Origin of the sequence: Caballeronia sp. J97 (assembly GCF_905220305.1) — a bacterium.
Taxonomy (GTDB): Bacteria; Pseudomonadota; Gammaproteobacteria; order Burkholderiales; family Burkholderiaceae; genus Caballeronia.
The window spans coordinates 99,876-118,719 of sequence record NZ_CAJMZL010000014.1 but is presented as its reverse complement, the minus strand read 5'-3'; the positions used below and the strand labels follow the sequence as shown (position 1 = coordinate 118,719).

At 64.3% G+C, this 18,844-nt stretch carries 13 protein-coding genes; 9 read left to right on the top strand and 4 right to left on the bottom strand.

The window, feature by feature from the left end:
* Together U4Y90_RS19220 and U4Y90_RS19215 are read left to right on the top strand one after the other, a co-directional pair.
* Entirely contained in the window at window positions 1-1,035 is a 1,035-nt protein-coding gene (locus U4Y90_RS19220; protein WP_321796840.1) for a GlxA family transcriptional regulator, read from the top strand.
* Between the two features lie 364 nt (window positions 1,036-1,399).
* On the top strand, window positions 1,400-3,319 hold the full coding sequence (locus U4Y90_RS19215; protein ID WP_321796839.1) for a hypothetical protein: 1,920 nt from the start codon (window positions 1,400-1,402) through the stop codon (window positions 3,317-3,319).
* Window positions 3,320-3,493: 174 nt separating this feature from the next.
* Here the strand turns inward: U4Y90_RS19215 and U4Y90_RS19210 are convergent, their stop codons facing one another.
* Genes U4Y90_RS19210 through U4Y90_RS19200 form a run of 3 tightly spaced genes read right to left on the bottom strand, consistent with a single transcriptional unit; the run spans window position 3,494 to window position 7,830 of the window.
* Window positions 3,494-3,925 carry a hypothetical protein gene (locus tag U4Y90_RS19210; protein WP_321796838.1) on the bottom strand — a complete coding sequence of 144 codons (432 nt, stop codon included), beginning with the start codon at window positions 3,923-3,925 and terminating at the stop codon, window positions 3,494-3,496.
* A complete protein-coding gene (locus U4Y90_RS19205) occupies window positions 3,888-4,832 on the bottom strand; it encodes a hypothetical protein (RefSeq protein ID WP_321796836.1) in 945 nt (314 codons plus the stop codon). The genes U4Y90_RS19210 and U4Y90_RS19205 overlap by 38 nt, the downstream gene beginning before the upstream one ends.
* Window positions 4,810-7,830 (bottom strand): hypothetical protein, encoded by a 3,021-nt coding sequence (locus U4Y90_RS19200; protein WP_321796834.1) that lies wholly within the window; start codon window positions 7,828-7,830, stop codon window positions 4,810-4,812. The genes U4Y90_RS19205 and U4Y90_RS19200 overlap by 23 nt, the downstream gene beginning before the upstream one ends.
* A gap of 726 nt (window positions 7,831-8,556) precedes the next feature.
* On the opposite strand from U4Y90_RS19200, the gene U4Y90_RS19195 reads away from it, so the two are divergent.
* From U4Y90_RS19195 to U4Y90_RS19185, 3 genes are read left to right on the top strand one after another with little or no spacing between them, the layout of a single operon-like run.
* Entirely contained in the window at window positions 8,557-11,361 is a 2,805-nt protein-coding gene (locus U4Y90_RS19195) for a xanthine dehydrogenase family protein molybdopterin-binding subunit (RefSeq protein WP_321796833.1), read from the top strand.
* Window positions 11,358-11,885, top strand: a complete 528-nt coding sequence (locus U4Y90_RS19190) for a (2Fe-2S)-binding protein (protein WP_321796832.1) — start codon at window positions 11,358-11,360, stop codon at window positions 11,883-11,885. The genes U4Y90_RS19195 and U4Y90_RS19190 overlap by 4 nt, the downstream gene beginning before the upstream one ends.
* Window positions 11,882-12,862: a hypothetical protein gene (locus tag U4Y90_RS19185; protein WP_321796830.1), complete on the top strand. Its 981-nt coding sequence runs from the start codon at window positions 11,882-11,884 to the stop codon at window positions 12,860-12,862. The genes U4Y90_RS19190 and U4Y90_RS19185 overlap by 4 nt, the downstream gene beginning before the upstream one ends.
* A gap of 21 nt (window positions 12,863-12,883) precedes the next feature.
* Here the strand turns inward: U4Y90_RS19185 and U4Y90_RS19180 are convergent, their stop codons facing one another.
* Complete coding sequence (locus U4Y90_RS19180; RefSeq protein ID WP_321796829.1) at window positions 12,884-14,833, bottom strand: DNA/RNA non-specific endonuclease; 1,950 nt, start codon at window positions 14,831-14,833, stop codon at window positions 12,884-12,886.
* Window positions 14,834-15,172: 339 nt separating this feature from the next.
* Between U4Y90_RS19180 and U4Y90_RS19175 the strand changes: the two genes are divergently transcribed.
* The 4 genes from U4Y90_RS19175 (at window position 15,173) to U4Y90_RS19160 (ending at window position 18,841) form a co-directional block, all read left to right on the top strand.
* The gene (locus U4Y90_RS19175; RefSeq protein ID WP_321796828.1) at window positions 15,173-16,210 is read left to right on the top strand and encodes a sigma-54 dependent transcriptional regulator; all 1,038 of its coding nucleotides are present in this window, start codon (window positions 15,173-15,175) and stop codon (window positions 16,208-16,210) included.
* Between the two features lie 160 nt (window positions 16,211-16,370).
* Complete coding sequence (locus U4Y90_RS19170) at window positions 16,371-16,607, top strand: hypothetical protein (protein ID WP_321796826.1); 237 nt, start codon at window positions 16,371-16,373, stop codon at window positions 16,605-16,607.
* Window positions 16,608-16,954: 347 nt separating this feature from the next.
* Complete coding sequence (locus U4Y90_RS19165) at window positions 16,955-17,344, top strand: hypothetical protein (RefSeq protein WP_321796825.1); 390 nt, start codon at window positions 16,955-16,957, stop codon at window positions 17,342-17,344.
* 12 nt (window positions 17,345-17,356) lie between these two features.
* Window positions 17,357-18,841: a phage tail sheath family protein gene (locus U4Y90_RS19160; protein ID WP_321796824.1), complete on the top strand. Its 1,485-nt coding sequence runs from the start codon at window positions 17,357-17,359 to the stop codon at window positions 18,839-18,841.
* The last annotated feature ends 3 nt before the right edge of the window (window positions 18,842-18,844 follow it).

Genomic DNA, 18,844 nt, shown 5'->3' with positions numbered 1-18,844 from the left:
ATGAACGCGAACGACATTCCGCCTATCGCACGCGCTGCCGGTTCGGGGCGCGCGCCGGCGACTGTCGCTGCGCAGGCGGCGCTCAAGCCCCAGCGCATGGGCTTCTTCCTGGTTCCGCATTTCTCGATGATGGCGCTCAGCTCCGTCACCGAGCCGCTGCGCGCGGCCAATCGCGTGAGCGGCAAGGAACTGTATAGCTGGCATCTGATCAGCGCGGACGGCGAGCCGGTTTCGTCCAGCTCGGGCTTCGCGCTGCTGCCCGACTTCGCGATCACGTCATCGCCGGAATTGAGTCATGTGTTCGTGGTGGCGAGCATCGGCGTGGCGAATTATCGCAATGCGCAGGTCTTCGAGTTTCTGCGCCGCTATGCCGCGAAGGGATCGACACTGGGCGGCATCAGCCTCGGCACGATGATCCTCGCGCGCGCGGGCCTGCTCGACAAGCGCCGCTGCACGATCCACTGGGAAGCGCTCAAGGAACTCGCCGACGAATTTCCGTCGCTGGACGTGAGCCGCGATCTCTACTGCATCGAAGGCGACCGCATGACATGCAGCGGCGGCACGGCCGCCATCGACATGATGCTCGACCTGATCGCGCGCCAGCACGGTCACCAACTGGCCGCGGAAGTGGCCGACCAGTTCATCCATACGCGCATGCGCACCGCGCAGGAAAGCCAGAAGATGGCGATTCAATGGCGCTATGGCGTGGAGGACAGGCGCATCGTGCATGCCGTGACGCTGATGGAACAGAATATCGAGCGTCCGATCCCGATGAAGACGATCGCCTCGCTGGCGGGCATTTCCCCCCGTACGTTCGAACGCATGTGGATCAAACACTTCAATGTCCGGCCGTCGCAGTTCTATCTCGAACTGCGCCTCAAGGCGGCGCAGAAGCTGATTCGCGAATCGTCGCTGTCGCTGCTCGATGTCGCGATGCAATGCGGCTTCGCGAGCGCATCGCATCTCGGGCGCTGCTACAAGCAGTTCTTTGCGAAGACGCCCGGGCAGGAGCGTGCTTCGGGGGAAGCGCGCTAACGCGGCGTTTTCATCCCGCGTCGCCGGTCCTGTCGGACTGCAAATTCAATCATCAGACGTTACCGGCTGTTTCATCATATTACGAAAGGTAACGGGATTTTAAGTCTCATTCAAGCATCATTCGTCCGACGTAGAGGCAATCCACCGAAGAATGATGTCTTGCCCCTTCCACTGGACACCCGGTGTTCCGGGTGACTCCCCGTCGTTTCTCCGAGCCCATTTGTCCTGACTCCCAGCGCCGGCAGCCAGCGGGAGCGCATTCGTGCGCGCTCGCTCGCCTGTCCGTTGCCTGAGTCGCCCCCGAATGGAATACATGGCGTCGCTGAGCGTCTGGAAGACCGCTCCGTAATTGAAGTAAGACTTAATGAAAAAGCACTCCCTTTATCTTTCGACCCTGATTCTCGCGCTCGCCGGTTGCGGCGGCGGCAACGATGGTGATACCTCTGCTTCCGCGACCTCCGCGGCAGCCTCCGGCGCGGACGCGACCGCGCAGGCCACCGCCAAGGCAGCGGCGGCGCGTCAGATGACCTGCGCGGCGCCCACGACCGCGGCCGGGTCCTCGGGCAGCGGCCTGATCACCGTCGATACACCGAACTCCGACGGCACGCGCATGTACCCGATCAATGCGAAGGTCAACGTCGCGATCACCACGCGCGCGCGCAGCGCCGACAAGCTCACATGGACCATCGCCGACGTGCTCGGCAATACAGTCGCGAGCGGCAACTTCGCGGTGCCCGCCGGTGCGACGACGAGCACGCTCGCGTGCACATCGACGCTCGCCGGCTATTTTCAGGTTTCCGCGACGCTCGCCACCGCGGGCGGCAAGGTGAGTGCTTCGGGCACGCGCCCGGCGGGCTTCGCCAGTTTCGGCGTGATTCCGGATCTCTCCGCTGCGGTTCCGGCCGTCCAGTTCAAGAAGCAGGACCAGCATCGTTTCGGGATGCAGGGCTTCAACGGCTGGAGCCCGGGGCTGTCCGCGCTCGGCATCTCGTGGACGATCGACGATCGTTCGATGGCGATGATGGAGCAGACCGAGCGCTTCGAGTTCGTTGCATCGGCGGACAATCTCGATCCGTTCTACAAGTCGGGCAAGGTGATGCGTCTGTTGCGTCTGGACGGCATGCCTGTCGGCGCGAGCACGCACGGCCTGCTCCCCGACCGCGCCTATATCCCGAACGACCTCGACTACTTCCAGAACTACATGGCGCGCCTCGGCCAGGAAACGGAGTCGATTCGCGCGAAATACTATCCGACGATGTCGGGCAACTATTACCAGGTGACCTGGGAACCGGAAGTGTTGTGGAAGGACACGGACCGCAATCTCGTCGCGCTTTATCAGCACGCGTATAACGGCCTGCATTCGACGGACCCGCACGCGGTGGTCATGGGCCCGGCCGAGTCGTTCCCGCTGCACACGACGTATCGCCTGAACGCGCTCGCGCCGCTCGGCTTCGCGCAATACCTGGATGGCGTCACGACGCACGGCTACTACGACGATGAAGGCTCGTCGCCGTCGCATCCGCCGGAGCGTCGTTACACCCTGAACAACGGCGCGAATCCGTCGCTCGCGCTGTTCAACCAGATGCGTGGCCTGCGCGCGGAAATGCAGCAGGAGTACAAGCCGAACATGAAGCTGTTCGTCACGGAAACGGGCATCAGCTACGACCTGGGCGCGAGCTACGGCGCGAATTACCCGACGCCGAATATCCTGTTCGCGCAGGGTGCGGTCGTTGCGCGCACGCACATCATCCTGCTGGGCGAAGGCGCGGATCAGACGTACGTGTTCTACGGCCCGGACTATCCGGACGAGATCGGCTTCGGCACGTTCTTCGACCTCGACCACGCGCAAGGCTCGCTCGACGCGACGAACATCGCGCCGAAGCCCGCCGCGATGCAAATCGCCGCGATGACGCGCATCCTCGACGGCACGACGACGCTCGGTCCCGTGAACAACACGCCCGTCGGCGTCTATGCGTACGGCTTCCAGCAGTTGAACGGCGGCCGCGTCATCACCGCGCTGTGGACGCACGAGAACGACGTGTGGCCCGCGTCGAACGGCAAGTTCAGCTCCACCTACAACGTGCGCTACACGCTCAAGGTCGATGCGGCCGGCACTAGCGGCACGGTGCAACTGATCGACGCAATGGGCAACGCATCGAGCGTGCCGTACACGAACGGCTCGGTGACGCTGACGCTGACGGAAACGCCGCAATATGTGGTGTCGACGAACGCGACCGTCGCGAAGAGCAACACGACGAAGCCGGTGGGTTACGTCGGCATGTGAGCGTGATGCGATCCGTTCGGAAGCCCGCGTCGTATGTACCATGACGCGGGCCGGCGAACGATCGCAGTTCACTTCGTCACGGCAGGTCGAACCTGCCGTACGATCGCGCATTGCGCCGGCTTCCCGCCATCGACTTTCTTCGACGCGCGATGAAAGCCGGCGCGCCCCATCCGGTCACCCGACGTCCGCGAGTCGCCCCGCAAACACGCCGATGACCTCGCTCAGATCTTCCGGCGGCAGGTTACGCACCAGCACGAGGATCGTCCCCGAGAACAGCTTGCCTCGCCAGAACTTGAACATCAGCGAAGCAAGCGCGGTCAGCGAAACGCCTGTCGCGGTGAACAAGGCCGTGATGGCGGCGACGTTGTCGCGGTGTGCGAACACCAGCACACAGCCGCCGACGAACAGAACCACCGTCATCCCGATGCACATGTGGAAGTACTTGTCGCTGCGCGACTGAACGACCGCGAGATCGGCGACGAGGCGTTCCTGCGCCGCGCGGCGTTCGCGCCGCCGCTCCTCGTCGGCCGACGGATCGTGCGGCATGCCCGGCACGGACACCGGGTCTTCACCGAAGTGTGCGCTGCCCAAAAAGCGGTCCAGCAATCGCCTTATTTCTTTCATGATCGACCTCGCTCTGAATGCGCGCGCGCACCTTGAAGACAGCGTCTTCGAATGCGCCCGGATGTTTTGACAGCCAGTCCACGACATACCGGTACATCAGCATGCGCGGCAGCGGATAAGTGAGTTGCTCGTTGCACGCGACGTGGCATGCGGGCGCCTGTTGCTTGATGCGCGTGGCCAGCAGCACGCAAGTACAGACGGTGAGATCGAGCAGCCGGTCATACGACTTCGGAATGCCGGCGACGATCGTTTCCACCGTTTGCAGCCCCTCGGCAAATTCGATCGACGCGCCGCCTCTGAACAGGCCCGGCCCGCATGCTTCGAGTTGCAGACGCCGTTCGTGCCAGCGCGACTGCAACTCGCTCAGCCTGCCGGGCGGCGCCTGATGCGGCCGCGCGAGCGGCACGTCACGCGTATCGGCGAACAGCGCCCGGTTCAGGACGGCGAGACGGTCGTCGCCGCGCGGCGGCGCGTTCGTCGACGCCATCACCGCGCGGTGCAGCGCATGGCCGGGATCCGCGAGCGCGATATCGACGGCCTGCGGGTCGGGCAGATCGGCGCGGCGGAAAATGGCGCTGCGCCAGTGCGAAACGACCGTGACCACTTCGAAGCGTTCGATCAGCGCGAGAAGATCCTGCAAAGACGCATCGCGCCGCACCGTCACGCCCTTGCGCTCGACCTGCTTCAGCGCACGTTCCATCTGGCCGGCCGTATCGCTCCAGCGATTCCACGCGGCGTGCGCGTCGCGTTCGGGCGCGCGCCCGCTTTGCAGATACTCGAAGATGAAACTCCCCTCTTCCGCGGCATCGAAACGCTGCACGAAGCGCTCGCGCGTCAGCGGCACGCCGATGGCGACGGCGCAGTCGCTAGGCGAGACGATCGTCTTCATCGCACGCCTCCCCGGAAGGACGGTTCACCAGATAAAAGTCCTTGTTCTGCTTGTCGATGATGTGAATGGACAGATCGTCGAACGAGCCGTAGGCCTGATGCAGGTCCTGTTTCAGCTTCCACGCCGCGTACATCATGTCGGGGCTGTCGAGATTCGCGAGCATCGTCTTGATGGATTCCAGCTTGACCAGCGCGGCGTCCCTCAGATTGGTGAAGTAGAGACGGATGCGCACGATAATCGACGCTTCCTTCGCCACCGCCGGAATCGCGAGATCGACGTCGACCGCCACGCGCCCCGCTTCTTCGAAAGGCTGCGAGATACGCACGGCGGACACGGCCTTCCACTCGTAGCGCGTGTTCAGCACGGCTTCTATGGACGCGGGCTTCATCGTGCCATCGGTGGTGGCGATCAGGCGCACTTCCGTTGCGGCCGGATCCTGCAGCTTGGCCGAGTTCAGCAGCGAGCGTGCCGAACGTTCATCCATGCCCTGAAAATGCACGCGGATCATGCCGTCGGGATGTTGCGAGGCGAGCGTACGCAGCGCATCGACGGCCGCCGGCGGATTGCTCGCCTGCACATACGCTCCGTCCGGCCCGAGCAGGGAGAACTGCATCTTCCCGTCGCGCGCGATCACGAACGGCACCTTCAACTGAGTCGCGTCGCGCGTGGTCGCGAACGCGGCGAGCAGATGGCCGTCCGTGCTGCCGCCGGGCTGCGCGGCGAAGCTCCAGCCGGAGCTATAACCGCCCGGCGGCACGCTGCCTCCGCCCATTCCACGTCCGCCATTGCCCAGCGCAGCGCTCGGCAGATGCAGCGTTTCGTTCAGATTGCGCGTGTCGGCGCCGGCGCGCTTGAACGCGCTTTCGATGTCTCGCTGGATCAGGTTCGGATCGCGGTTGCCGAGGTCGCGGCCGAGAATGCGCTCGACTTCGGGCAAGCCGTCGTGGTCGGCCTCGTTGTACAGCGCGACCGTGCGGCCGTCTTTTTCGACGAACTGGAGCGTGCCGCGCGGCACATTCGAACCCGCGCGGTATTCGAGCACCGTGGCCGACAGGTTGTGACCTCCGGTGACGTCGCTGCCCAGCATCCTGGCCGATGAAAAAACCACCGACGGCGTGCGGATCCATCCTTTGTCGGGCCGCTTGTTCCAGTCGCCGATATACGCTTCGGCCACCGACGAGCGGGCGTCGCTGTCGAGCATCACGACCTGTATCAGCTCGGAAATCCTGGATGCGAGCCCGGCCATCTTCTGCGACGGTTCGTCGTCCTTGAACACCGCGAGGCGAAACGCGACGGGGTCCGCGACAGCATCGATCAACGCGTCGCGTTGCGCGTCCGTGGCGTTCTGCAGATAGGTGCGCAGCGCGCTCTGCGTGGTCTGCGCCCTTCTGATGAAGTCGGCGATGCCGGGTTGTTTTTCGTCGCCCGCGCGCATGGAGAAATCGAGCGCCGCGAGCTTCTCGATCATGCGGCCGGTCGCATCGTGAAAGCGGTTGAAGCGAGGCGCATGCGGCGCGGCCGCGGCGCTTGCGCGAATGTCGAAATGCACGAACAACTGATACAGCGCCGCATATTCGACCACCCGCGCGAGATTCGCGTCGCCCAGCGTGCCGAACCAGTCGTACGCGGCATCCTCCGCATCGCGCACGTTCTGCGCGTCGCGCGAGAGATAGTCGATCGGCAGCGCGCCCGTGCGATGCAGCGCATATACGTCGAAGCCGCCGCGATCGATCGCGTAGCCGGCGCCCTTCGTGTTCCAGTTGAACGTGACCGAGCCGCCGTCTTTCACGGTCTTCGTGAGCACCGGCGTGGACGGAGAAATGGAAGCCGGATCGGCATACTTGAAGTTGACATAGCGCACGGAGCCGCCCAGCGACCAGGACTTGAGCATCTGATCGGTCACGTTGAGCAGGCTGCCATATTCGGTGTCGATGAGTTGATCGCTCAGATAGATCGGCGCCCAGTCGAGCTTGCGCTTGTTGTCGACGCGACCGGCGAAGGCGAACTTGCGCTCATAGCTCTGCGCGAGCTCGTTCCGGTTCGCCGATGCGAGCAGCATCACCGTTTCCACTCGCAACGGCGGCAGCGCGTCGACACTGTTCATCCGTTCGCGTCCGATGATCGCCACATGGTCGCCGAAGCCGACGCCGCCCAGCACGAGATCCGCGTCCAGCACGAACTCGCGCGCCTGCGCGCGCATCTTGCCAAGATCGGCATCGCGCGCGACGCACCAGACGACCAGCCCGCGCTCCGCCGACGCATACACGCCCGGCGCGCCGCGTTCGAGAATGCGGCGCAACGTGACGGGCGCCCCGCCCTGCAGCGGCTGAAAGCGCAGCACGCCGGCGGACGGCTCGATGCCGCGCTCGGGCCACGCGTTCGCCACGATCGATGCACCGACGAACATGACGATCAGCGTCATCCCGAAGCGGCGACGACGCAGCAGCACGTAGCAGAGCGCGCCGCCGATCAGCAGCGTCAGCGCGACCTTCGCGCCGCTTTCGAGCGTCCATGGGCCGTCGTCCCGCTCGGCGTTGTCGCCGACGAGCCAGCGCCAGATCTGATTCGACGTGAGGCTGACGTCCAGTCCGGCGAGGTGCGCGACCGGCGCATTGTCGGTGATCGGCAACGCATAGGCCTTGTACGACGTGCCGTACAGCAGCGACGACAGCGACGCCACCAGCGAATCGACATCGGCCTGCGAAGCCGGCGGAAGATCGACGACGGCGTCCGACAGACGCCCGTCGAAGCCGATGCGCGATGACTTCACCGCGATCTGGCTCATCAGCGGCGAGAGATTGCGCAGGTCATCGACCGTGACGCTCGCCGGCGGCTCGGAAATCACGAGCGTGCGATGACCCTGCGCATCGGGCCGCGATATCGCGATGGCCTGCATGTTGAACGGATACACGGCGCGAAAACGCGCCCAGTCCGCCTGCGGCCTGGAAGCGTCGGCGTGCGCGATGGTATGGACCGATCCGATCAGGACAGCCAACACAAACAGGAATAAAAACTCGAATCGATTGGAATCGCAAAGCCGCTTCTTCGCGCGATGTCCGGACGACGAGACCGGCATTCCCCGAGTCGCCGCCTGTTGTCTTTCTTGGATACGCATACACCCTCCGACCGCATTGATATGAGTCCAGTCGACCGTCCCCGAAGGCACGGCCGGGCATGACGAGGGGATGCGTGGGTCCGAGGCGCGGCGCAGGTTCGGGCGGCTACGTGCTCGTTGTAGTTCGGATCGTTGTGCGCGTGGCGCCCGGGGGCGGCGTGATGAGACCGGGAGGCGGAAACCCCTTCCGTTTCGAAACAATCGGCAGCCGAAGCTGCTCGATACGGCAGTTATCCCACAGGGAAAGGGGCGGCACAGCCCTCCTTGAGGATGCCTCCATAAGCATGGATGAAACGGTGAATACGGCTGTTACGATCGTCCGCTTCGATTCGATCAATCGCTTCTGGCATAGAGGATCGCTAACGGAGCACGAACAGCCGCTGCATTCAGTACTTGTTTAGAGACTCGCGATCGCCTAGTTTCATAACTAGCCGATCACCATGCATTTTTCGCGCTGCGCCACGACTGAGAAGGGCGGACATCGCCGACTGGTTTCAAAACGGTGCGTTTTTGCTCGTCTTGAGAAAAGGAGTTGAAGCCGCCGCTGCGCGAGCGGGAATCGCGCAGGCAGATCCTTGCGGTTGCGAATAACCATAAGTCGAGGGCAGCATGGCTGGTCAATGTCCTGTTACACGCCGAACCTTCCTCAAGGCCGTCGGTGGAAGCGCCGCTACGGTCACGGTCAGCGGCATCTCGTCTCTGTTGACCGGTTGCGCGACGCGCGATCTCGACAGCGGCTCGAATCCGGCCATTGCGGCGGCCGGCACAGACAATCCGGCCATGCACGGCGCAACACCGGACTGGGCGCCCGAACCCGGAAAAGCACGCTGGCGAATCGAGGGCGTGAGCAAGGTAACGGGCGCGAAGGTCTACGCCCGCGATTTCAAGGCAGCCGATTTCGAAGGCTGGCCCAGGCAGGAAAACTGGCTATACGCGCTTCGATGCGACCGCATCGATCAGGTCGTGGTGGATTTCGATCTGAGCATGTTGCCGGGCGCGCTGCAGCCGGTCACTGTCATTAGCAGCGACACGCTCGCGCAACACCAGATCCCGATGTCGCTCGACCGCAATCCCGACAACCGCGCAAGTTTCGAGCTGCTGGCCCGACGGGGGCATCCGGCAGGCTGTTATGGGCAACCGGTTGCGCTGCTGATCTTCGAGAACTTCGATATCTATCGCCGCGCCAGGAAGATCCTCGATTTCAATCCCGCCGTCATTCAGTACGGCGCGCCGGGCATGGCAGACCCGAAACCTCACGCTTCGTTCGATGCCGATACCTTCAGCCAGGAAAAGATCTATGTCCGCAATGACGAGCGTGGATTCTGGAACACGAACATGAAGCCGAATAGCGAAGGCAATCCCACGCCCGACTTCAAGGAGCTTTGCCGGCGGGAACGCGATCGGATCGCCATCCTGACGGCCGATAACGTCCGGCGAGGTGCCTGGCGCGAATTCGGAACCGCGGACGGGCGCATCTTCCAGACACCCGCGATGGACCCGATGTTCATGGAACCGGAGTCGGGGCTCGCGTGGTTCAATCCGCAAACGCAAGTCCTTCGAATGGTTCTGGGTACGCAATCGCCACACGACGACGGAGCGAACGTCGCCGATCTGTTCAAGCCCAGCGACCTCCGGATAAGCCATGTCAATATCATTGCGTGCTATCCCGGCGGCGGCTTCGGCGGGCGCGACAAGTCGTACTTTCCGAGCTATCTCGGGCTGGCGGCGCGATTTGCCAAAGCGCCCTTGCGCTGGCAGATGTCGCGATACGAACAGTTTCAGGTCGGCCTGAAGCGCTGCGAAACGCGATTCGAAGAATCGATCTGGCTCGATCGGCGCGGCAAGATTCAGGCGCTCGCCGGCAAGTTTCTCTTCAATGCCGGCGGCAGGCAAAACCTCACGGGCGCCGTCGGCGATCTCGCGGCCATGAGCGCGATGAGCTGCTATGACATTCCGCGCGCGAGCGCCGAAGGCGTCACCTTTTTCTCGCCGGAATTCTATGGCGGTTCTCAACGTGGCTTCGGCGGCCCGCAAGCCTTCATGGCCATCGAAACGTTGCTCGACGAAGCGGCGCGCGCGCTCGGAAAGTCTCCGTTCGAGATCCGGCGCATGAATCTGCTGGGTGCGCCCGACAGCAAGACCATCACGGGCGGAAAGATTCTTTTCGATCTGCAATTGAATCAGCATCTGAACCGGCTGGAATCGCATCCCTTATGGACCGGAAGAGCGCGCACGCGCGCCGAGCGCGCGAAAAGCAAGTTGCGCTACGGCGTCGGGCTGGCGATGTCCAATCAGGCCTATGGAACGGCGAAGGACGGCGTGTTCGCGATGGTGGAGATCGGCCCGGGCACGGGCTTGCGCGTGCTGACGCATTACACCGACATGGGCAACGGCGCTGCCACCACGCTCGCGCTCGCGCCGGCCCGCTATCTCGGCCGGAATGCGCAGCAGATCACGATGAGCGATGCGGAAGTCTTCTTTGCAATCGAAGGCTTCAAGGCCGCCGATCTCGGCAAGTGGGGCAAGTTTTCCGATGCGAAAGGACTGTCCGGTCCGTTCGGGTCGTCGAGCGCGTGCCTGGGCGCGTTTCATCACTATCAGGCCGTCGACCGCGCGGCGTTGACGCTGATGCTCCACAGCATTTTGCCGGCGGCCCGAAGCATCTGGGGCGACCAGAAGATCGAACGCCGGGACGTGAAATGGGTCGACGGCAACCTCACCGCCGCGGGGCATCCGACGCTCGGCTGGTCCAGGCTGCTCGACGAAATCAACCGCAAGCAATGGGACACCGTCGCCGCGGCCCATGTCACCTATGCCGGCGATTTCTGGAAGAGCAACTATGTCTTCAGATCGGGCGTACACCTGATGGACTGCGACTTCATCGCCACGGGGACGAGCGTGAACGCCCTGAAGGCCGTGTCGCACGGCATCCTGCGCGAGCCGAAGGAAGTCATCGTCGGATATGGGCGAACCAACTATGCACCGGCGGCGGCGCTCGTGTCCGTGTCGGTGGCCGCCGCCACGGGACGCGTGAAGGTCGAGCGCGTCGTGACCACCTTGAGCGCCGGCCGCCTGATCTGCCCGGACATCGTCAAGGGACAATCGCACGGCGCGGTCGCGATGGCCATCGGCAACGTGCTGAGCGAAGCATGTCCTCCGGGACCCGACGGCCCGGGCAACGGCAGATGGAATCTGGACCGGTATCGGATCACGCGCATGCCGGACGTGCCCGATCAGGAGCTCTACGCGCTCGACCCGCCTGACGACGATCAGCGGCACGACGCACGCGGAATCGGCGAAGCGGTCATGTGCCCCATCGCGCCTGCGTTGCTCAACGCCCTCGCAATGGCGACAGGACGACGGTTCAGGCAGACCCCGGTCACGCCGGAAATGATTCGGGAGGCGCTGACGTGAGCGACGCCGCGATCAAGCTGCACGTCAACGGACGAGAAGTGACGGTGAGCGCCGACGATGCCGACATGAGCCTCGCCGAATATCTTCACGAGCGCCTCGACCTGACCGGCACCAAGGTCTGCTGCGGCATCGGCGTGTGCCGGGCCTGCACCGTGGGCCTTCGTTACCGGCCCGAAGCGCTGATGGAAAAGACCCTCGCCTGCGCGACGACCGTCAGCACCGTTGCCAATCAGCACGTCTATACGGTCGAGAGTCTCGCGCAAGGCAGCCGGCTTTCGGCCCTGCAGCAGAGCTTTCTCGAATCGTTCGCGTTCCAGTGCGGCTATTGCACGCCCGGCTTTCTGATGGCCGCCACGGCGATGCTGGATCACCTCAGGCAATACGGCCTGCCCGCCGACCGGCTCGACGAGGCGATCGACACGTGGGTGGGCGGCAACCTTTGCCGCTGCACCGGGTACATCAAGTACAGGGAAGCGATCCGCAAGGTCGCGCAGGCGCAACTCAAGGGCGGAGCCGGATCATGAGACTCGCGCACGCCGTGCTTTTGCTATGCGCGCTATGCCTGGGCGCGGCCGCTCCGGCGCTCGCCGACAAGCACGAACAGACGATCCTCGAATACGGCGCGCAATGCGCCCGGGAAATCGGCGAAATTCCGCCGTTCGATTGCGCGAGCGGCACCGAAATACCCATCACCGTCGACGGAAAGCGGGTCGCCGCCGATGCGTTTCCGTCGCGCTGCGACAGGCCGTCGCTCTTGCGTCCCGACAAGGATCTGATTCAGCAGTGCATGCCCGGCGCCAGGATTCTCGATCTGTCACGCGGCGCGACTCAGATCTCCGCCTATTGCCGCCGGAACACGCAAGTCGCTCATGCAAGCACGTATTTCGATGAGGTGGTCGTCGTGCTGCATCACACCGGCAACGGCAAGACCTGCTGGTTTCAATCGAAGCCGCCGGCCAGAGACGGCGGCTTCGATGCCTCGCGCGTGCCGCCGCCTCACGAAAAGACGCCGCCCGGCGAAAAGCGCGCGGCGGTCGAGTTCTGGAAGACGCCCGGGGAAGTCGCCAGGCAATCGACAAGCTGCATCGCATGCCACGATGCCGGGCCGTTCGTCCTGAGTCCGTTCATCGGACAGGTGTGGGACAAGGTGCCGACCGATCCCTGGGGCAAGTATTCCAGCATCGGACCTGCGTTCCAGATGCATCGTCTGAAGACGATGAGCACGCCGGGCAACACTTGCGTGGGATGTCACCGGATCGGCACCGAGAAGAGCTGCGAGCACTATCTCGGCTTCTCGGCGGGAACGCACGCGCCGGGCAACAACAAGCTCGCCGACACTTATCCGATGAGCCACTGGATGCCCACGGACAACAACATGAGCGAGGCGCAGTGGATGGCAGCCAATCAGGCCTCGCTCGACGCGCTGCGCCGATGCTGCGAACATCCCGAGACGCCCGGATGCACCTTCACGCCGATCCCGACCAGCGATGCCGCCCGGTAAGCAAGCGCGTGCGTCGGCGCGTCAGCCGAAGAAGTTGCCGCCCTCGATGAGAATCGCCTGAGCCGCCACGCTCTCCGGAAACTTCGTGTCGATGCCGTGAAGCGCTCTTGCGAAGCGAATGCCCGTCAGCGCTTCGATCTTGCCGAGCGGGACCTGATACCAGCGGAATTCCTCGAGTTCGAGCGCTTCCGGCTTGAGCGTCTTGAGCAGATCGTTCTGCGTCAGCAAAAAGGCGCGCGCTTTGTTCGAACCGTCTTCGTCGTCGGTGAAGAAGACCGCTTTCCAGAATTGCCGGGGAATCTGCACGTCGCGGTAAGTGGCATCGCCGGGATCGAGCACGGGGCCGCCGATCAGGCTGACGCGCAGTTTGCGCAGCACGACATCGTCGAGCACGGCGTTCTCGAGCAGCCCCCACTTTCCGCTCAGCTTCGACTGATTGAACGTGCGAAGCTGCGGCGTCATGTTGGTGAAGAAGAAACTGTCCTGATTCGCCTGCCGGGCTTCCTCCATGCTCCCCCATACGAGGTCGTCGCGGCGCGCGAGATGGCCGCGGTCGATGTCGTTGCGTTCGTACAGTTCATTCCCGATCTGAAACGCGTCGAGGCCGTCCCGTTCGTCCTTGACGAAGTCCAGCCCCTTTCTGTCGAGCGATTTCTTCGCGCCGCCGTCGATGTTCCACGCGCAGCAGAGCGGCAGCTTTCTCGACGCGGAGAGCCACACGGTGAAGTGGCAGTAATCGATCGCGTCCTGTCCGTCCAGGCCGCGCAGATCGTCCTCGACCTTTTTCAAAAAGGCAGGTTTCGGCACGGCAAAGTCGAGGAAGCCCGTATCGAAGCCGGTGCGCAGCGCACTGTCCCGTGCACTGTCGCGCGCCCGCCGCCCGCGCGCGAGCGCCTGCTGCGCCGGCTCGCCGGTATAAGGCGCGATCTCCAGTTTCTGGAAGACCGAATTCGCATAGCAGGCAAGCGCGAATTCGCCCTCCGAGCCGTCTGCTTCTCCGCCGAAATGCAGGCCGAGCATGGTGTCCGTGACCTTGCCGGTTTTCGGATCGACGGCCATCCATACGGAACCCGAATCGCCGCCCTTGGATATCTCGTTGTCCGGCGCCGGGTGCGCGCGCGAGGGCTCCAGTTCGAAACCGCTGATCGCCTTCTCGCCGACGCCCTCGTAAGTCATCTTGAAGAGCGCCTCGATCCGCGTGACCGTGGCGAACGTGACGCCCGTGGTCCGGCCGCTCTTGACCACGAGATCGCCGATTTCCGCTTTGCCGATATTCGCCACCGCCGTGTCGAGTTCGAGCAGCTTCGGATCGAACTGCCGGTTTTCGATGGTGGCGACCGCGCAGTCGCCCGCGATGCCGAGGTGGCTTCTCGCCAGCTTGCCGACGACATTCTGCGCGACGCGGTCGTCGTCGAACGGACCCGGCTGCACGATCTCGTCGCCGGGCGCGCCCGATGCGCCGCAGAGCACATGCCAGTTGCTGAGGATGAGCGGCCTGCCCGAAGCGGCGTCGCGCACGATGGTCCCGATGGTGCCGGCGGTCGAACGAATGTGGCCGACGCTGAGTCCACCGCGGATCGTATCCTGCCGCGCCTTTCTCGCCGGCTTGGCTTCGAGCGCGACCACCTTGAACGCCGGCACATAGCTGCGCTGCAGGACATCGACCGGAATCCGCCGTCCCTCGAACTCGATGGATTCGGGCAGCGGCTGGATCGCGTTTGCATCGAGTGCTTCCGGAGACATCTTCTGCTCGACGGTGAACTGCAGCGACGGCACGTTCGTCGTCTTGCCGCCGACCTGTTTCATGCCGATGCCGACGCTCGTCACGTTCGGGCGCTTGAGCAGCGCTTCGCCCTCGGCGCGAATCAGCCGCCTGATGCGTTCGATATCGCCGGACGGCGTCCTGGACGACTTCTTCGCCGCCGTGCGGCTCTTCCTGGCGGCGACCTTGGTGGGAGCCTTCTTTGCCATGCTCTTCTCCTTGTCAGGTCACGCCCGGTGGATGAGACGCGTCGACATGAATGAAAGGAGAAACCGGCGCAAATGTAAAGCCGGACGCACGCAGCGCTTCACGCGCCAATCGACCGTTCTGCCCCATCGAGCGATTGTGATTTAGGCGCTGCATTCACTTCCAGAAGCCCGGCCGCCCAGCGTGCGCCGCATGTCGTCGGTGGACTAGGCGGTTTCGGCCAAAGCGTCGTCGGCAAAAGACGCGCAGCTTGCCGAGTCTCTCGCGAAAAACTAAGAATGACTGAGTGTGCGCTTGACCTGGACGTATCCGGGCACGTTCGAAAGCGTGGAGAATCCAGCGTGAATACGAAAACTGCCTCGTCGTGGTTCCGCGAATTGCGCACGACGAATCTCATCGGCGAAGCGCGCACGTTTCGCGAGGCGATCGCCGATCTGCCGAGGATTGCGCAAAGCGATGCGTCGATCATCGTCTGCGGAGAAACCGGCACCGGGAAGGAACTGATCGCGCGAGCGATTCACTATCACGGCAGGCGGGCGGACTTTCCCTTCGTGCCGATCAACTGCGGCTCCTTCACCGATACCCTGCTCGAAGAAGAACTCTTCGGCCACGAGCGAGGCGCGTTCACCGATGCGCGCAACCGTCGCGCGGGACTGATCGCCGAGGCGGAGGGCGGAACGCTCTTCCTGGATGAAATCGACTCGCTGCCCATGAAAGCGCAGGTCGATCTGCTGCGGGTGATTCAGGACCGCAGCTTGCGCGCGATCGGCTCCAACGTGCAACACAGCGTGAACATCCAGATCGTCGCCGCGACGAATGTTCCGCTCGAAGAGCTCGTCGATCGCGGACAACTGCGCTCGGACCTGTACTACCGGCTCGCCGTGTTCGTGATCCAGCTTCCGCCGCTGCGCGAGCGCAAGGAGGACATCCCTTCGCTGGCGGAGCATTTCCTGGCCAAGCATCTGCCGGCCGCGCGAGCGCCGCTCGCGCTGTCGCCGGAGGCGCGCCGCGCGCTGCTGTCGTGGCACTGGCCGGGCAACGTGCGAGAACTGGAGAACGTCATCATTCGCGGCATTCATCTGGCGCGCACCGGAGCCATAGGCGTCGCCGATCTGCGCTTGCCGAAAGACGCCTGCGCGGCCGCGCCGCAAGCGGAGCCTTCACAGACAAGCCACACGGACACGCGACCGATGGTCGTGCAAAAGCGCGAGCTGATCGAGGGCTTCGAGCGGCGCTATCTCGCGCATCTGCTCGCGCGGCACGAAGGCAACGTGAGCCGCGCCGCGCAGACCGCAGGAAAGGAGCGGCGCGAGCTGGGACGCCTGCTGCACAAGTACGGTCTCGATCCCGGCGCGTATCGTCGCGGCGCGGCCGCGTAGCGGACTCCGAAACGCGCGCGTCGAACGCCACCCGGCGAGTGAGTGATCTTTGCCCCGGTAGACCGATGAGGCGTCCCCTGCGGGCGATTGGCACGTGCGTTGCATGAGACGGCCACGAACCGAATGCCGCCCTTCAACTCATTTCCGTTTCCATTCGCCGATGGATTCGCGCCAACGCGAGGCTCAACTGAGCGCTGCTGTGAGGGACTACATCAGCGCGCATCCCTTTTCGATGGACACCGCCGAAGGGATCGCGAACTGGTGGATGCGCGGAACCGGAGCGCCCGTGCCGCGGCGCATGTTGATCCGCGTGCTCGACCGGCTCGTGCAGGAAGGCGTGCTCGAAAAGATCGGCAGCGGGCCCAATGCGCTCTATCGGCGCATGCGATCGGTCTGATTCAAGTGTAGTCGCTGACATTCGCTTCGGATCGCTACGCTTTTTATTCGGCGGCTCTTCCGAATCCGCCCCTCCGGGTCAGCGATGCCCCACCGGGTTCAGAACGCCCCAGCCGCGACCCGCCCGGGCGCAGCGCCTTTCATCCGGGTTTCCACGGCTTTCGCGCCTCTTGTTTCCGGGTGCCGGCAATGGGGCTTCCCGCACCCTCCCTATGCCGCGATTCGCATCGAAATCCTAATCGATTGAAGCACTTGCGCGTCCACCGCATGCTGGCACCGCCCTTGCAACCGTTCGCGAATGCGTGGCGCGGCCGCCGCGCTGCGGTCATTCAAGCGGAGGAGCACGCCATGGCGAAGCTGCAGTGGTCGGTCACGTTGCAGGTGACCGGAGGACCGACGGTCAGTTCGGGGCAAAACGATCTGGACATCCAGGCCATCGACCGCATCGACGTGACGATCGAGCCCGGCGACGCCGACAAGGTCGTGCAGATCCAGCCGGGCGCCGCTGGCAAGGTCCATCTGCTCGTTGTCACATCGGATCGCTACGGGGACAAGCTGAGCTTCAAGGCAAGCGACGGCGCCACCGATTCGGCAAAGGTCGTGCTCAACGCGCCGCAGGTCTATGCCGGCGGCGCCACGGCGCTGTTCGGCACGGACCCGAAGGAGCTGAAGCTCACGAACGCCGACGCCGATCCCGCGCAAGTGACGGTCATCGTCGCGCGCGACGCGCAGGTCTAACCGGAGATTGCCGTGCCTCAACCACTCACCTATCCCGGCGTCTATATCGAAGAAGTCTCGAGCGGCGTGCGCACGATCACGGGCGTCGCCACGTCGATCGCGCTCTTCATCGGCTGGGCGCCGCGCGGGCGCATCGACCGGGCGGTGCGCATCGCGAGCTTCGCCGACTACGAGCGCCTCTTCGGCGGCCTCGATCCGCGCACGAAACTCGGCCATGCGGTCAGGCAGTTCTTCGACAACGGCGGCAGCGACGCGTACATCGTGCGGCTCGCCGATCCGGTCGCGACGCCGTCGAGCGCGGTGATCGGCGATCTCACGATCACCGCGAGCTCGCCGGGCAAATGGGGCGACGGCTACGCGGCGCGCACGACGCGCCGCCCCGCGCCCGACAACGCCCGCTTCGCGCTCGACGTGCTCGACACGAACAACGGCAACGCGGTCGTCGAGAGCTTCCAGAACCTGTCGATGGACCCGGCCGATCAGCGCTTCGCCGAAAGCGTGATCAACGACCGCTCGGCCTTCGTCACCGTCAAGTCAGCGGCCAACAACACGCCCGCCGACACCACGCAGCCGCTCGGCGGCGGCGCCGACGGCGCGGTCCTCGCGCCGGGCGGCGCACCCTTTCATACCGCGCTCGGCAAGGTGTTCGGGATCGGCTCGATCACCGATCGCATCGATCTGTTCAATCTCGTGTGCGTGCCCGGCGAGACCGAACCGAACACGCTCGCCTCGCTGCAAGGCGAATGCCGCAAGCGGCGCGCCTTCCTCATCGTTGACGCCGACCCGACCGCGACCGTCGCGTTGCTGAACGCGGGCGCGCCCACTCCGCTCACGTCGAATTCCGACGCGCCCAATTCGGCGATCTACTTCCCTTGGGTCCGCGCGCCCGACCCGCTGCAGCAGGGCGCCCTCGCCGACTTCGCGCCGTGTGGCTTCGTCGCGGGCGTGTTCGCGCGCACCGATGCGTCGCGCGGCGTGTGGAAAGCGCCCGCCGGAAGCGAGGCGACGCTCAACGGCGCGAGCGGCCTTTCGATCACGATGAGCGACGCCGAGAACGGGCAGCTCAATCCGCTCGGCATCAACTGCCTGCGCACGCTGCCGGTCTACGGCAACGTCGTGTGGGGCGCGCGCACGCTGCACGGGCAGAACGATCGCGGCTCGGAATGGAAATACGTCCCCGTGCGGCGCATGGCGCTGTTTCTCGAAGAAAGTCTTTATCGCGGAACGCAGTGGGTCGTCTTCGAGCCGAACGACGAGCCGCTCTGGGCGCAGATCCGCCTGAACATCGGCGCGTTCATGCAAGGCCTGTTCCGTCAGGGCGCGTTCCAGGGCCGCACGCCGAAGGAAGCCTACTTCGTCAAATGCGACAGCGAGACGACGACCCAGGCCGACATCAACCTGGGCGTCGTGAACATCTTCGTCGGCTTCGCGCCGCTGAAGCCCGCCGAATTCGTCGTCATCCGGCTGCAGCAGATGGCCGGCGACATCCCGACCTGAGGA

What these genes read in the sequence shown, in the direction of transcription:
- U4Y90_RS19195 (WP_321796833.1), top strand. Translation starts at nt 8,557, where the DNA reads ATGGCTGGTCAATGTCCTGTTACACGCCGAACCTTCCTCAAGGCCGTC.
- U4Y90_RS19165 (WP_321796825.1), top strand. Translation starts at nt 16,955, where the DNA reads ATGGCGAAGCTGCAGTGGTCGGTCACGTTGCAGGTGACCGGAGGACCG.
- U4Y90_RS19180 (WP_321796829.1), bottom strand. Translation starts at nt 14,833, where the DNA reads ATGGCAAAGAAGGCTCCCACCAAGGTCGCCGCCAGGAAGAGCCGCACG.
- U4Y90_RS19170 (WP_321796826.1), top strand. Translation starts at nt 16,371, where the DNA reads ATGGATTCGCGCCAACGCGAGGCTCAACTGAGCGCTGCTGTGAGGGAC.
- U4Y90_RS19215 (WP_321796839.1), top strand. Translation starts at nt 1,400, where the DNA reads ATGAAAAAGCACTCCCTTTATCTTTCGACCCTGATTCTCGCGCTCGCC.
- U4Y90_RS19220 (WP_321796840.1), top strand. Translation starts at nt 1, where the DNA reads ATGAACGCGAACGACATTCCGCCTATCGCACGCGCTGCCGGTTCGGGG.
- U4Y90_RS19185 (WP_321796830.1), top strand. Translation starts at nt 11,882, where the DNA reads ATGAGACTCGCGCACGCCGTGCTTTTGCTATGCGCGCTATGCCTGGGC.
- U4Y90_RS19205 (WP_321796836.1), bottom strand. Translation starts at nt 4,832, where the DNA reads ATGAAGACGATCGTCTCGCCTAGCGACTGCGCCGTCGCCATCGGCGTG.